General features: G+C 59.6%; 10 protein-coding genes and 4 tRNA genes. 12 read left to right on the forward strand and 2 right to left on the reverse strand.

From position 1 onward, the window contains the following. Window positions 1–146: 146 nt before the first annotated feature. The 9 genes from lon to KBW81_RS05880 all read left to right on the forward strand — a co-directional run bounded on the left by lon (window position 147) and on the right by KBW81_RS05880 (window position 7,817). Window positions 147–2,555, forward strand: coding sequence for an endopeptidase La (gene lon / locus KBW81_RS05840; protein WP_254248656.1), 2,409 nt, complete (start codon window positions 147–149; stop codon window positions 2,553–2,555). 163 nt (window positions 2,556–2,718) lie between these two features. Continuing rightward, window positions 2,719–3,168 (forward strand): HU family DNA-binding protein, encoded by a 450-nt coding sequence (locus KBW81_RS05845; protein ID WP_245754090.1) that lies wholly within the window; start codon window positions 2,719–2,721, stop codon window positions 3,166–3,168. A gap of 12 nt (window positions 3,169–3,180) precedes the next feature. After that, a tRNA-Val gene (locus tag KBW81_RS05850) sits at window positions 3,181–3,255 on the forward strand. 55 nt (window positions 3,256–3,310) lie between these two features. Continuing rightward, window positions 3,311–3,871, forward strand: a complete 561-nt coding sequence (locus KBW81_RS05855; RefSeq protein WP_254248657.1) for a histidine phosphatase family protein — start codon at window positions 3,311–3,313, stop codon at window positions 3,869–3,871. Window positions 3,872–3,899: 28 nt separating this feature from the next. Next, a tRNA-Val gene (locus KBW81_RS05860) sits at window positions 3,900–3,975 on the forward strand. 435 nt (window positions 3,976–4,410) lie between these two features. Continuing rightward, complete coding sequence (locus KBW81_RS05865) at window positions 4,411–5,634, forward strand: GAF domain-containing sensor histidine kinase (protein WP_254248658.1); 1,224 nt, start codon at window positions 4,411–4,413, stop codon at window positions 5,632–5,634. A 216-nt stretch (window positions 5,635–5,850) separates the two neighbouring features. Further along, a complete protein-coding gene (locus KBW81_RS05870; protein ID WP_254248659.1) occupies window positions 5,851–7,437 on the forward strand; it encodes an AMP-binding protein in 1,587 nt (528 codons plus the stop codon). Window positions 7,438–7,628: 191 nt separating this feature from the next. Continuing rightward, window positions 7,629–7,705: transfer RNA gene (locus KBW81_RS05875), tRNA-Asp, on the forward strand. Between the two features lie 35 nt (window positions 7,706–7,740). Beyond that, window positions 7,741–7,817, forward strand: a tRNA-Asp gene (locus tag KBW81_RS05880). Between the two features lie 208 nt (window positions 7,818–8,025). Here the strand turns inward: KBW81_RS05880 and KBW81_RS05885 are convergent. Further along, entirely contained in the window at window positions 8,026–9,408 is a 1,383-nt protein-coding gene (locus KBW81_RS05885; protein WP_254248660.1) for a M20/M25/M40 family metallo-hydrolase, read from the reverse strand. A 271-nt stretch (window positions 9,409–9,679) separates the two neighbouring features. On the opposite strand from KBW81_RS05885, the gene hemA reads away from it, so the two are divergent. The 3 genes from hemA (at window position 9,680) to ispG (ending at window position 13,455) form a co-directional block, all read left to right on the forward strand. After that, a complete protein-coding gene (hemA, locus tag KBW81_RS05890) occupies window positions 9,680–10,903 on the forward strand; it encodes a 5-aminolevulinate synthase (RefSeq protein ID WP_090184063.1) in 1,224 nt (407 codons plus the stop codon). A gap of 128 nt (window positions 10,904–11,031) precedes the next feature. Then, on the forward strand, window positions 11,032–12,246 hold the full coding sequence (locus tag KBW81_RS05895; protein ID WP_090184060.1) for a helix-turn-helix domain-containing protein: 1,215 nt from the start codon (window positions 11,032–11,034) through the stop codon (window positions 12,244–12,246). Between the two features lie 72 nt (window positions 12,247–12,318). Next, window positions 12,319–13,455: a flavodoxin-dependent (E)-4-hydroxy-3-methylbut-2-enyl-diphosphate synthase gene (gene ispG, locus KBW81_RS05900; protein WP_254248661.1), complete on the forward strand. Its 1,137-nt coding sequence runs from the start codon at window positions 12,319–12,321 to the stop codon at window positions 13,453–13,455. Between the two features lie 81 nt (window positions 13,456–13,536). Here the strand turns inward: ispG and KBW81_RS05905 are convergent, their stop codons facing one another. After that, on the reverse strand, window positions 13,537–14,328 hold the full coding sequence (locus KBW81_RS05905; RefSeq protein WP_254248662.1) for an MBL fold metallo-hydrolase: 792 nt from the start codon (window positions 14,326–14,328) through the stop codon (window positions 13,537–13,539). Window positions 14,329–14,361 lie beyond the last annotated feature (33 nt).

Genomic DNA, 14,361 nt, shown 5'->3' on the forward strand with positions numbered 1-14,361 from the left:
AAATCTTGCGCTGCAGCGACGCTTGTCGCTATGGGGGCGCGAGATGTTGAAACGGGGGACACGTCCCCCCACATGAATGATACGGAAACGCCCCAAGGGTCGCCAAATCGGGACCGGGGTGTTTTGCCACTAGAAGGAATAAGAGCATGCAAGACACACTTGCCACATCCTACCCCGTCCTGCCGCTGCGCGACATCGTGGTTTTCCCCCACATGATCGTGCCGCTGTTCGTGGGCCGTGAAAAATCCGTGCGCGCCTTGGAAGAGGTGATGCGCGATGACAAGCAGATCTTGCTGTCCAGCCAGATCGACCCCGGCGAGGATGATCCCGCGCAGGACGGTATCTATAAGGCTGGCGTGCTGGCCAATGTGCTGCAGCTGCTGAAATTGCCCGATGGCACCGTAAAGGTGTTGGTCGAAGGCCGCGCACGCGTGCGGATCGTCGATTTCATCGAGAACGAGAATTTCTTTGAAGCCTCGGCCGAGTATCTGACCGAAATGCCTGGCAACGAAGATGAGATCGAGGCGCTGGTGCGCACGGTTGCGGCTGAATTCGAGCGCTACGCCAAGATCAAGAAAAACATCCCCGAAGAGGCGATGGCCGCCGTGTCGGAAACGACCGAGCCGGCCAAGCTGGCTGACCTTGTCGCGGGGCACCTTGGCATCGAAGTTGCTGAAAAGCAGGGCTTGCTGGAAACGCTGTCCGTGTCAGAGCGGCTAGAGAAGGTCTATGGCCTGATGCAGGGCGAAATGTCCGTGCTGCAGGTCGAGAAAAAGATCAAGACCCGCGTCAAAACCCAGATGGAGCGCACGCAGCGCGAATACTATCTGAACGAGCAAATGAAGGCGATCCAGAAGGAGCTGGGTGACGGCGAAGAAGGTGCCGGCGAAGTGGCCGAACTGGAAGCCCGCATCGAGGCGACCAAGCTGTCGAAAGAGGCCCGTGAAAAGGTCGACGCCGAGATGAAAAAGCTCAAGAACATGAGCCCGATGAGCGCCGAGGCGACCGTCGTGCGCAACTATCTTGACTGGATCTTGGCTGTGCCATGGGGCGTGAAATCGCGCACCAAAAAGAACCTAGCGCATGCGCAAAAGGTGCTGGATGACGACCACTTTGGCCTGGATAAGGTCAAGGAACGGATCGTCGAATATCTGGCCGTGCAGCAACGCTCTGCCAAGCTGAAGGGGCCGATCATGTGCCTCGTTGGCCCTCCGGGTGTGGGTAAAACCTCGCTGGGTAAGTCGGTTGCAAAGGCGACGGGGCGCGAATTTATCCGCATCAGCCTTGGCGGCGTGCGTGACGAATCCGAAATCCGTGGCCACCGCCGGACGTATATCGGGTCCATGCCCGGTAAGATCATTCAGGCGCTGAAAAAGGCGAAGACGACGAACCCGCTGATCTTGCTCGATGAAATCGACAAGATGGGGCAGGATTTCCGGGGCGACCCGGCGTCGGCGATGCTCGAGGTGCTTGATCCGGAACAGAACGCAAGCTTCGTGGACCACTACCTTGAGGTGGAATACGACCTGTCGAACGTGATGTTCCTGACGACGGCGAACAGCTACAACATGCCGGGGCCGCTGCTTGACCGGATGGAAATCATCAGCCTGTCTGGCTACACCGAAGACGAAAAGCGCGAAATCGCGCGCCAGCACCTGCTGCCTAAGGTCATGAAAAACCACGGGTTGAAGGCGAAAGAGTTCAGCGTCGACGATAGCGCGCTGACGGACATTGCGCGGTATTACACCCGCGAGGCTGGTGTACGGAACTTCGAGCGTGAGCTGGCCAAGATCGCCCGCAAGGCCGTGACCAAGATCGTCAAGAAAGAGGTCGAAGCCGTCGCTGTGACAGCCGACAACCTTGATGACTATCTGGGCGTGCGCAAGCATCGCTACGGGCTCGCGGAAAAGGACGATCAGATCGGTGTTGTGACCGGGCTGGCGTGGACCTCTGTCGGCGGTGAATTGCTGTCGATCGAAGCACTGCGTCTGCCGGGCAAGGGCCGGATGAAAACGACTGGCAAGCTGGGCGATGTGATGAAGGAATCCATCGAGGCGGCAAGCTCTTACGTGCGTTCCATCAGCCCCAGCATCGGGGTGAAACCGACGAAGTTCGACACGACGGACATCCACGTCCACGTGCCGGATGGTGCAACGCCCAAGGACGGGCCTAGCGCAGGTCTTGCGATGGTGACGTCCATCGTGTCGGTCCTGACGCAAATCCCGGTCCGCAAGGATATCGCCATGACCGGCGAGGTGTCTTTGCGCGGTAATGCGATGCCGATTGGCGGATTGAAGGAAAAATTGCTGGCCGCCTTGCGCGGCGGGATCAAGACCGTCCTGATCCCCGAGGAGAATGAAAAAGACCTCGTGGATATTCCCGATAACGTAAAGGAAGGTCTGACGATCATCCCGGTGTCCCATGTGTCGCAAGTGTTGAAGCACGCCCTTGTGCGTCAGCCGGACGCGATTGAATGGGACGAGGCGGCAGAAGAAGCCGCCGCCGCAGCAGCCCTTGTTGCCCGCAACCAGGGTGTCGGGGCCGGCGTTCACTAAGACCCGCCTAAACCCGTGAAAGGCGCGCCCCCGCGGCGCGCCTTTTGCATCTGAGGCATAGATTTGCCACGATTAATCGCTATTGATGAGGAAATACCGCCCTATGTGGCGGCCCCGGATTCGAAATGACACGATCCGGGTTCATGCCTTAGAAGGAAGCGACATGACCGATAAACCCACAAAATCTACTGACGGCACTGTTCAGCTCTCGGCCGCTGCGCCCAAGGTTCAGATCACGCCCGCAGCTGGTGCGAAGGCACCTGCGCCGCGCGTTGTGGGTGCGAACGTCGATATGCCCGCCGGCGAGTCGATCAAGAAATCCGCCTTTATTGACCGCGTCATCGCGCGTGGCGATTTGAAAAAGCGCGACGCTAAGCCCGCGATTGAAGCAGCCTTGGCTGAGCTGGCAGATCTGCTCGCTGCGGGCGAGGAATTGGTGCTGCCGCCCATGGGCAAGCTGAAGGCCGTCAAGGTCAAGGATTTGGGCGAGGGTGCGCAAATGATGACCCTTAAGCTGCGCACGATGAAAGACGGCGCAGGCCTTGGTGCTGGCAATGCGGGCGGTGCACAAAATGCAAAATCCGGGGTTGCAGATGCGGGCGACGACAGCTAAATCACGCCATACGGGTGATTAGCTCAGTGGTAGAGCGCTTCGTTCACATCGAAGATGTCAGGAGTTCAAATCTCTTATCACCCACCAGAATTTCGGGGTGTCACCGCAGGGTGGCACCCTTTTTCTTTGGGGGAATACGTCCATGCATGACCTATATATTCTGCGCCACGGCGAAACGACGTGGAACCGAGAGGGCCGGATGCAGGGGCACCTGAACGCCCCGCTGACCGATCTGGGGCAGGCGCAGGCAGCAGCGCAGGGCGCCGTGCTGGCGCAGCGCGATTTGCGCGGCTTTGCCTTCTATTCGTCGCCGCTGGCGCGTGCGGTGCAGACCGCCGGGTTGGCGCTGGGGGGCGTGGCGACAGAAATCAACACGGACGCCCGCCTGCGTGAAATCGATGTTGGCGCATGGCAAGGCAAGCTGCGCCACAGTTTTGCCGCACCAAACGCGGTCGAGGGGCCGGATGGCGATTTGTCGGTCTATGCCAGCGCGCCGGGCGAAGGCTTGGCCGGCGTCGCAGCGCGGGCGCGGGCGTTTTTGGCCGATCTGGACGGTCCAGCTGTGATCGTTTGCCATGGAATCATCAGTCGATTTTTGCGCTGCGCCGCGCTTGGACTGGACGATGCGGCCTGGGATACATTGCCAGGCGGGCAGGGGAATGTATTTTACTTGCACAAAGGCCGCGCAGAGGAGTTGCACTAGCGCAAAAACCGCCTTACATGGGCGCTGCGGGTGGTTAGCTCAGTTGGTAGAGCGTTTCGTTTACACCGAAAATGTCGGGGGTTCGAGCCCCTCACCACCCACCATAAAACCAAAGACTCAGGCCGGGTTTTGTGGTTTTTCCTTCTGAAATCGTTACTGAATACCGGATCGCCATACTGCGTGACGTTTATGCAGGATGCTGCCTTTAAACGTTCGGTGTCTGGTCTGCGTTTCAACACTGGCTTAGATGCGCCTTTATGCGTGCTGACAGGTCCAGCTTTCAGATACGCTCAGTCGGCCGGGTCGGTCTGTGACTATGTTTGCGTCCGCGAACGCAGAATCAACAATCTGTTCAGCATCAGGCAAGTCCGTCTTGCACGATTAGACCCTAAAACCTGCTCTGCAGCATCTTCGCGCGCGTTAGCATAAGGTATTGTCCAGGCGGGTAAGCTCTGCCCTATTTCTGCCACATTTTAAACTTGAGGTGGTGTTGCGGTAATTTTCTCGCCCGCTGGGGTGAGTCGGAGGGCGTTGGCACCTTGGCTAAAACATACTCCTTCGAAGCGCTTGGACTGTTGCATTGCGACATGGACGAAAGCTTTGTTAATATTTTAAACCTCGCGTCCCGCGCGTTGGACGCGCCCTTGGCGCATATCGCTGTGCTTGAAAAACAAGCGGGCCTTCAGTTTATTTCTGCGTCTATCGGCTCTTTATTCGCGCCAAATGAAAGATGCGAAATAGCGATAGAGGATACGATTTGTCAGTACGTCCAAGAGACCTGCGATACGGTGGTCATCCCTGATTTACTGGCCGATCCGCGAACGCGCGACAGCGAGCTGATTCAGCAAAATGGATTGCGGTCTTATATTGGCAGCCCAATCCATACGATGACCGGCAAGGTGATCGGCTCACTTTGCTGTATGGCGAAAACGCCGCGGGACTGGTCCGATAAGGACATCCAAATGCTTGAAAGCCTATCAAAGTGCGTGGATGATATCGTCATCGCGCGGACGCTTGCTTTGGAAGACCAAGCCGCGCGCAAGCAGTTGAAGGATATTGCCGCCGCGCGCGGGGCATATATTGCCCATGTCGGACACGAAATACGCACGCCTTTAACTGGAATTCTGGGATCTATCGGGATCCTGAAAGGTGTACCGCTCGACGAAAAACCGGCGCGCCTTGTTAAATTCCTAGATAAATCGGCCCACAAGCTTCTTGAATTTGTAAATGATGTGCTTGATCTGGCCAGGCTGGATGCGGGGCCGTCAGATATAGCCGAGGAAGTGGCCCGCATCGGTGATTTCATGAAAGACCAACTGAACGAATTCTCAATTCAGGCGGGGGAAAAAGGACTGATACTTCGTTTAGAAGATCGTCTTCAGAATGCCTGCTATCGGTTTGATGCGACCGCGCTTGCGCGCATCGTTCAGAACATCGTGTCGAACGCGGTAAAGTTTTCGAACGTCGGGTCTATCGATGTGACCTTAGATCAGGATTCCTACGGGCAAGTCGTGATTGACGTGTCCGATACAGGAATTGGGATTGCCCCTGAATACCACAGCAAAATCTTCGAAGAGTTCGAGCAGGCGGACGAAGCAGCAGCGCGTCGGTACGGCGGCACGGGTCTTGGAATGGCGATCGTCAAACGAACGGTTGATCGATTAAATGGCACAATCACGATCGATAGTGCGCGCGGGGTCGGGACAAAGATCTCGGTTTCTTTACCGCTCTCGACGGCTGGGGCGGATTGCGACGCTGCTTAGGCAAGAGTTGTTTTCAAATATCACCGTCGTTCGTCGTGCCGCTGAAAAGGTCCGGTGACTGGTGGGAGTAAAAATGCGTGCGGAAGCAGCAGTTTCAGCTCGGCTAGATTTCGTTCGCCCTCCAAATGGTGGGGCTTCGCGCCCCGCACCATCCACCATATCCCCCCGCGGGCAATAGCGCTTGACCAGACTGCGCGCGCCGCGTGATGATCGGGGATGTTGACACTTTATCCCACCATCACTCAAACCCGCGCTGCCTTTGCGTGGGACATCCCCGCGCGCTTTAATATCGGCGTGGACTGCTGCGATAGGGTGGCGGCGAACGCGCCCGATTCCCCCGCGATTATCGACGCGCAAACTGGCAACGTGACAAGCTTCGCCCAGCTGCGCGGTCTGTCGAACCAGCTGGCCCACGCGCTCTCGGGGCTGGCGGGGCAGGGCGACCGGATCGGGGTGTTGCTGCCGCAAAGGGTAGAGACGGCCGCGGCCCATATCGCGATCCTCAAGATGGGCGCGATCAGTATTCCACTGTTCAAACTGTTCGGGCCGGACGCGCTGCGCCACCGGCTTGGGGCGGCCGGGGCGAAGGTTGTGATTACCGACGCGCAGGGCGCGGCGCTGCTTGAACAGCTGCGTGGCGATCTGCCTGATCTTGTACGGGTAGTGTCGGTTGACGACGACTTTGCAGATTTCATCGCAGGCCGGCCTCAGGTGTTTACGCCCTGTGATACCAGCCCCGACGATCCGGCGATCCTGATCTTTACTTCGGGCACGACGGGCCCGCCCAAGGGTGCCTTGCTGGGCCACCGCGTGCTGCTTGGCCATCTGCCGGGCGTCGAGATGAGCCACAATGGCTTTCCGCAGTCCGGCGACGTGATCTGGACGCCTGCGGACTGGGCCTGGATCGGCGGCTTGCTGGATGTGCTGCTGCCAGCGCTGCATCACGGTGTCCCTGTAGTGGCGAGCCGGTTTGATCGGTTCAGTGCAGATGCGGCCTATGACGTGATCCGCACGTACCGTGTGCGCAATACGTTCCTGCCGCCGACCGCGCTTAAGATCATGCGCCAGTCTGACCCGCCCGAGGGTATCGCGCTCCGTTCTGTTGCAAGCGGCGGCGAAACCCTTGGCGCAGAGCTGATTGCATGGGGCCAGCGCGTGCTGGGCTGTACGATCAACGAATTCTACGGCCAGACAGAGTGCAACATGATCGTTAGCTCTTGCGCCGCCATAGCGCCGGCAGAGCCGGGGGTGATGGGCTTTGCTGTCCCCGGGCATGACGTGCAGATCATCGACGCCGCAGGTGCGCCCTGCGCGGCGGGGCAAGAGGGCGATATTGCCGTGCGCCAGCCCGATCCAGTGATGTTTCTGCGCTATTGGAACGATCCGGTGGCCACGGCGGCCAAGTTTCGCGCAGGCTGGCTGCTAACCGGCGACCGCGGCGTCGTAACGCCTTCTGGCCGGATCAAATTTGTGGGCCGGGACGATGATGTCATCAGCAGCGCCGGCTACCGGATTGGCCCGGCCGAGATTGAAGACTGCCTTCTGTCCCATCCGGCCGTGCAAATGGCCGGCGTCGTCGGCCAACCCGACGATCTGCGCGGGCAGATCATCGTCGCTTTCGTGCAGCTGGCGGCGGGGCACGCCGCGACCGATGATCTGTCAGAGGCCCTGCGCCATCACGTCCGCACCAATCTGGCCGCCCACGACACCCCGCGCCATATTCGTTTTGTAGGCAGCCTGCCGATGACCACGACAGGTAAACTGATCCGGGCCGAGCTGCGGCGCAGGTGTGCGGGGTCCTAATTTCTTCTGGTCCTAAATACTTCGGGGGAGGCGCAGCCGGGGGCAGCGCCCCCACTGACGCCAGCCACACAATACCTGCCGCAAAATTTAATCGCGCCGCATCGCAATTTTTGTCCTTCCAGCGCTTGACGGGGTCGGGGGGCTTGCATAGAAGCGCGACACGTTCAGTGCAGACGCTGAACGGGTCAAAGGCGGTTGTAGCTCAGTTGGTTAGAGTACCGGCCTGTCACGCCGGGGGTCGCGGGTTCGAGCCCCGTCAACCGCGCCATTGACCCTGATTTGTCTGCTATGTCGTTGAAATGCGCGGTTGTAGCTCAGTTGGTTAGAGTACCGGCCTGTCACGCCGGGGGTCGCGGGTTCGAGCCCCGTCAACCGCGCCATTTCACCCTTTCGTAACAGTTTGATACGGCATCTGACTTTTCCAGCGAGAAGTCATCCTTCGCCTTATGTCGTGCAGGCGCGCTGCGGCGCTGCAATTTTTTTTTGCGAAAAATCAGGGGGCCAGCCCCCGTCCGCGCTGCGGACTCCCCCGAGGTATTTCCGACCAGAAGAAGGGCACGGCGCAGGGTGATGCGCCGTGCGTTTGGATCAGGCTGTCATGGCGCGCAGGATTCGCGCCCAGCTGCGGGTGCCTTTGTGGAACGACGACAGGTCGTATTTTTCATTTGGCGAATGGATTTGGTCATCATCCTTGCCAAAGCCGATCAGCATCGCGTCCATATCCAGATATTGCTTGAAGTAGGCCGCAATCGGGATCGAGCCGCCACACCCGACATAGGCCGCCGCTTGCGGCCATTCGTCCGACAGCGCGCTGCGGGCTTGGGTGAACGCGGGGTGATCCGTGCTCATCTGCCCAGCAGCTGAGGCGCCGTGGCTGTGGAATTCCACGCGGCAGTCGGCGGGAATCATATCTTGCACCATCTTGCGAAAGTTTTCGCGGATCGCGTGGGGGTCTTGGGTGCCGACAAGGCGAAAGCTGATCTTGGCGCTGGCCTGCGCAGGCAGCACGGTTTTAAAGCCATCGCCAGTGTAGCCTGCGGTCATGCCGTTCACTTCGCAGGTGGGGCGAGACCAGATCATTTCCAGCGGACGGCGGCCCTGTTCGCCTGCGGGGATCTTGAGGCCGACTTCGCCCAAGAACGCTTCGGCGTCGAAGTTCAGATCATCCCAGCTGGCCGCCAGCGCGTTGGAAAGTTCCGGCACGCCGTCATAAAAGCCCGGCACCGTGATGCGGCCTGTGTCGTCATGCAAGGACGCGATGACCTTGGCCAGCACGCGGGCAGGGTTCATGGCGATGCCGCCGTACATGCCCGAATGCAGGTCCTTGGACGGGCCGTGGATCGTCACCTCTTCGCCTAGAAGGCCGCGCAACTGGGTGATGATGGCGGGGGTTTCCTCGCCATACATGCCGGTATCACAGATCAACGCGATGTCGGATTTTAGAATGTCGGCGTGGGATTTCAAGAAGGGGATCAGCGATGGAGAGCCGGATTCCTCTTCGCCTTCAAAGAACAGCGTGATGTTGGCGGGCATGGTGCCGTGGACGGCTTTCCACGCGCGGCAGGCCTCGACGAAGGTCATCAGCTGGCCTTTGTCATCGGAAGATCCGCGGCCGCGAATAACCGGGCCTTTGGCGGTTTGTTCGATCGCGGGATCGAACGGGTCGCGGTCCCACAGGTTCAGCGGATCGACGGGCTGCACATCGTAGTGGCCGTAGAACAGCACGTTCGGACCTGTCCCGCCGGAATGGGCGACGACCATCGGGTGCCCGTCCGTGGGGTATTTGCGGGCTTCAAAGCCGATGGATTGCAGATCGTCTACCAGCCAGTCGGCGGCGCGGTCGCAATCGGATTTAAACGCAGGGTCGGTCGAGATGGACGGGATGCGCAGCAGGTCCAGCAGGCGGGCGGTTGCGGCATCCAGATCATCGTCGATCTTTTGCAAAACAGGGGCGAGGGTCGCGTCGGTCATGGGGGCAGGGCCTTAATTTAGACAAATTTGTGCCAAGGTTCTGCCCCTTTCCCGGTAAGGTCAAGCAGGTGACATCCCCTTGCGCAGCGCTTTGCGGGCGCGGCGGGGCACCTATTTGCGCTAGATCAAAGCGGCGACTTTTTAAGGCTTTAAGGTACGGTGACAACAGGTCGCGTGTTGATCGCCGGGCATTGGGCCTATATGCATGCGGAAATCAAGATACGTCCCGCTGCTGGTTGCCGGAGGTATCGCACTTTCGAAAGGATAACCGGTGAACTACGACGCAGCCCTCTCGACCGCGATCAATCGGCTTCATGACGAGGGGCGTTACCGTACCTTCATCGACATCGAGCGCACGCGGGGCCAGTTCCCCCATGCGGTCTGGAACAAGCCTGACGGCAGCAAGGCACCGGTCACGGTGTGGTGCGGCAACGATTATCTGGGCATGGGCCAGCACCCGGTTGTGCTGACGGCCATGCACGAGGCGTTGGACGCCACCGGTGCAGGCTCTGGCGGGACGCGCAACATTTCGGGCACCACGGTTTATCATAAGCAGCTAGAGGCCGAACTGGCTGATCTGCATGGCAAAGAGGCGGCGCTGCTGTTCACCAGCGCCTATATCGCCAATGACGCAACGCTGAGCACGCTGCCAAAGCTGTTCCCCGGTCTGATCATCTATTCTGACGCGCTGAACCACGCGTCCATGATCGAAGGCGTGCGCCGCAATGGCGGGGCCAAGCGGATTTTCCGCCACAACGATCTGGCGCATCTGCGCGAGCTTTTGGCCGCCGATGATCCCGAGACCCCCAAGCTGATCGCCTTCGAATCAATCTATTCGATGGATGGCGACTTTGGCCCCATCGGGGAAATCTGCGATCTGGCCGAAGAATTCGGTGCCCTGACCTATATCGACGAAGTCCATGCCGTCGGCATGTACGGCCCGCGCGGGGCAGGGGTGGCAGAACGTGACGGCCTGATGGACCGGATCGACATCATCAACGGCACGCTGGCCAAGGCTTACGGCGTCATGGGCGGCTATATCGCGGCATCGGCCAAGATGTGTGACGCGGTGCGATCCTATGCGCCGGGCTTTATCTTTACCACGTCCCTACCGCCTGCTGTGGCAGCGGGTGCGGCGGCCAGCGTCAAACATCTGAAAACCGATCAGGGCCTGCGTGATGCGCAGCAAACGCAGGCTAAGATCCTGAAATTGCGGCTTAAAGGTCTTGGCTTGCCGATCATTGATCACGGCAGCCATATCGTGCCGCTGATGGTGGGCGATCCCAAGCATACCAAGCTGATGTCCGATATGTTACTGGACCGGTTCGGGATCTACGTGCAGCCGATCAATTTCCCGACCGTCCCGCGCGGTACAGAGCGGCTGCGCTTTACGCCCTCTCCCGTGCATGGGCCCAAGGAAATGGACGCCCTTGTGACCGCGTTGGATAACCTTTGGTCGCACTGTGCGCTGAATCGCGCCGATATGGCGGGCTAACTTTTCTGCAAGTGCACAACACAGAACCGTGTGATACATGGTGATTAATCAATCTTTAAGAGATGATTCGACTAAGGTGGGATCGTAATCTACGGTTGAACTCGGGGCAGGCACACGGCGGAACGATAATGATCGTAAAAAGCTTTCGGCGCGCAAAGGCGGTCGCGGACGTTGAAACTAAAGGTTTCGACGCTTTCGACATGCGTCTTGGTGATATGATGCGCGGCGAACGTGCGACGATGGGCAAAAGCCTGCTTGATGTGCAGCGCGAGCTGAAGATCAAGGCTGCCTATATTTCCGCGATCGAAAATGCTGACCCCTCGGCCTTTGATACGCCCGGATTCATCGCCGGATATGTGCGGTCCTATGCGCGCTATCTGAAAATGGACCCCGATTCTGCGTTTGAAACATTTTGCCGCGAAAGCGGGTTCAGCACGGCGCACGGCATGTCAGCGGCGGCGTCTTCTGCCAAGCCTGCCAGATTTCAGGCGCAGCGCACACCGATGGGCAAGGATATCTTTTCCGCCTCGGCCACGCCCTTTATCCCCCATGGGGACCGCATGTTTTCTGGCATCGAACCGGGCGCTGTCGGGTCCTTGTTGGTGCTGGTCGCCTTGATCGGCGGACTTGGCTACGGCGGCTATTCCGTCCTGCAAGAGGTGCAAAAGGTGCGTCTGGCCCCCGTGGATCAGACCCCCGTTGTGCTGTCTGACCTCGACCCTTTGGCGGGTGCATCGCAGATTGCAGACGCTGGCACAGACTCTCCTGATTTCGCCGCCCCCACGCCAGAGGCGCTGGACCGTTTGTATCGCCCGCAGGCGTTGGACGTCCCGGTGCTGGTCGCACGCGATGCGCCGATTTCGACATTGCTGCCGGGCACATCCAGCACGCTGGGCACGCTAGCCGTGGATCACAGCCTGCGTCAGGCGCTGGCCGACACGACCGCTGCGCCGCCGCTGCCGGGCGACGCAGCTGCGCAGCCTGCCATCCAAGTCAGCGAAGGTCCGGTGCCAGAAGTACAGCTTGTCGCTGTGCGCCCTGCCTGGGTGCGCGTGCGCACGGCTGACAATTCAATTATCTTCGAAGGCATCATGAACGCCGGCGACACCTTTGCGCTGCCCGCGACCGAAGAGCCCGCGACCCTGCGCGTCGGCGAAAGCGGCGCGGTTTATTTCGCGGTCAACGGCCAGCACTACGGCCCCGCTGGCCCGAACGGCACTGTGACGTCGAACCTTGCGCTGTCCGTTGACAACCTGACGCAGAAATTTGCGGTGGCTGATCTGAACAGCGACGGCGACCTGCGCGCCATTGTGAACGTCGCAGAAGCCGTCGTCACCGAATAACCGCCGCAAGGCGGTTGCTGGCAGGCGGGCAAGGACCTAGTTAAGGGCAAAGTCCCTTTTCGAAAGACCGTCATGTCGGACCTGCATTCCATTCGCCCTTGGCGCCATATCGAACGCCGCAAAAGCCGCCAGATCATGGTGGGCAACGTCCCTGTTGGGGGCGGCGCGCCGATTACGGTGCAGACGATGACCAACACCCTGACCACGGACGTCAAAGGCACCATCGCGCAAATTCAGGCGGCGGTGGATGCGGGCTGCGATATTGTCCGCGTGTCGGTTCCGGACGAAGCGTCGGCCAAGGCGCTGAAGCTGATCGTGCCAGAGGTCAGCGTGCCAATCGTCGCGGACATCCATTTCCACTACAAACGCGGGATCGAGGCGGCAGAGGCGGGCGCGGCCTGTCTGCGGATCAACCCCGGCAACATCGGCGACGAAAAGCGCGTGAAAGAGGTCATCAAGGCCGCGCGCGATCACAACTGCAGCATCCGCATTGGCGTGAACGCCGGATCGCTGGAACGGCACCTGCTGGACAAATACGGCGAGCCGACGCCTGATGCGATGGTTGAAAGCGGCATGGATCATATCAAGATCCTGCAAGACAATGATTTCCACGAGTTTAAGATCAGCTGCAAAGCGTCGGATGTTTTCATGGCTGCTGCCGCCTATCAGCAGCTGGCCGATCTGACGGACGCACCGATCCATCTGGGTATCACCGAGGCAGGGGGTCTGATTTCCGGCACAGTCAAATCCGCCATCGGCATGGGCAACCTGCTGTGGGCTGGCATCGGTGACACGATCCGCGTGTCCCTGTCCGCCGATCCCGTGCAAGAGGTCAAGATGGGGTTCGAGATCCTCAAATCCCTTGGCCTGCGCCACCGTGGCGTAAATATCATCTCTTGCCCGTCCTGCGCCCGCCAAGGCTTTGACGTGATCAAAACGGTAGAGGCGCTAGAGCTGCGGCTAGAGCACATCAAGACCCCGATGAGCCTCAGCATCATCGGCTGCGTTGTGAACGGCCCCGGAGAGGCGCTGATGACCGACGTGGGCTTTACCGGCGGTGGCAACGGGTCCGGCATGGTCTATCTGGCGGGCAAGCAAAGCCACAAGCTGGGCAATGACGCGATGATCGAACACATCGTCGAACAGGTCGAAAAGAAAGCGGCAGAGCTGGAAGCCGCCTCTGTCAAATCCAAGGCCGAAACCGTCTAGGCCCCGCAAACGCGGCAGGCACAAAAAAGGGGGCGCTGGTTTTCACCAGCGCCCCCTTTGTCGTTCTAAGTCTGAGGCGACTTAGCCCGGCATCACGTCGCCTGCATACCACGGTGCGATGACCACGGTCGCTGTGTCGCCAACCAGGGCTGCGAACTCTTCTGGGTTCTGCGTGCCGCCATTTTGGCCGCGGTAGTGGTAGGGGTAGACGTATGTTGGCATGAATTCAGCCACGGCGGATGCGGCGGAGTCTTTGTCCATCGTGAAGGGCAGGTTCATGCTGATGAACGCCACGTCGATGTTTTCCAGCGCGCGCATTTCTGGCGTGTCTTCGGTATCGCCAGAGACATAGACGCGCAGGCCGTCAAAGCTCAGCACATAGCCGTTGTCGCGGCCCTGCGGGTGATACTTCATCCGGTCTTCGGTAATGTTGTAGGCGGGGATCGCATCGATCGCCATGCCGTTGTATTCGCCGCTGACGCCATTGGCCATCTCGGTCGCTTTGGCCTTCAGATCGTCGGGCAGCATCGCAAAGACGGCGGGGTTGGTGATGATCTGTGTGTTTTCACCCACGATCGCCGCCAGCGTTTCGGCGTTGTAGTGATCGCCATGCTCGTGCGTGACAAGGATCAGGTCCGGTGTGCCGTGATCGGCATACAAGGACGCATCGCCAATCGGATCGACATACAAGGTGCCAACGGGCGTTGTCATGACGATGGACGCATGGTCGATCGGATAGACGGTGACGTCGCCAGCGTTGGTGGCATAGACGTCACCGGCATGGGCAGCAGCCATTGCGGCATAAGGCAGCAGCGTGACAGCGCCCGCTGCGGCAGCAGAGGTCGCAAGGAAGTGGCGGCGTGTGGTGGTCATGGGACTCTCCCGTTGGTTGGCGTTGTCGCTAAC

Origin of the sequence: Loktanella salsilacus (assembly GCF_024206795.1) — a bacterium.
GTDB classification, from domain to species: Bacteria; Pseudomonadota; Alphaproteobacteria; order Rhodobacterales; family Rhodobacteraceae; genus Loktanella; species Loktanella salsilacus.

Bases quoted from the DNA above. Each gene is read 5' to 3' on its own strand.
- lon (WP_254248656.1), top strand. From the start codon at position 147: ATGCAAGACACACTTGCCACATCCTACCCCGTCCTGCCGCTGCGCGAC.
- KBW81_RS05845 (WP_245754090.1), top strand. From the start codon at position 2,719: ATGACCGATAAACCCACAAAATCTACTGACGGCACTGTTCAGCTCTCG.
- KBW81_RS05855 (WP_254248657.1), top strand. From the start codon at position 3,311: ATGCATGACCTATATATTCTGCGCCACGGCGAAACGACGTGGAACCGA.
- KBW81_RS05870 (WP_254248659.1), top strand. From the start codon at position 5,851: ATGTTGACACTTTATCCCACCATCACTCAAACCCGCGCTGCCTTTGCG.
- KBW81_RS05885 (WP_254248660.1), bottom strand. From the start codon at position 9,408: ATGACCGACGCGACCCTCGCCCCTGTTTTGCAAAAGATCGACGATGAT.
- KBW81_RS05895 (WP_090184060.1), top strand. From the start codon at position 11,032: ATGATCGTAAAAAGCTTTCGGCGCGCAAAGGCGGTCGCGGACGTTGAA.
- ispG (WP_254248661.1), top strand. From the start codon at position 12,319: ATGTCGGACCTGCATTCCATTCGCCCTTGGCGCCATATCGAACGCCGC.
- KBW81_RS05905 (WP_254248662.1), bottom strand. From the start codon at position 14,328: ATGACCACCACACGCCGCCACTTCCTTGCGACCTCTGCTGCCGCAGCG.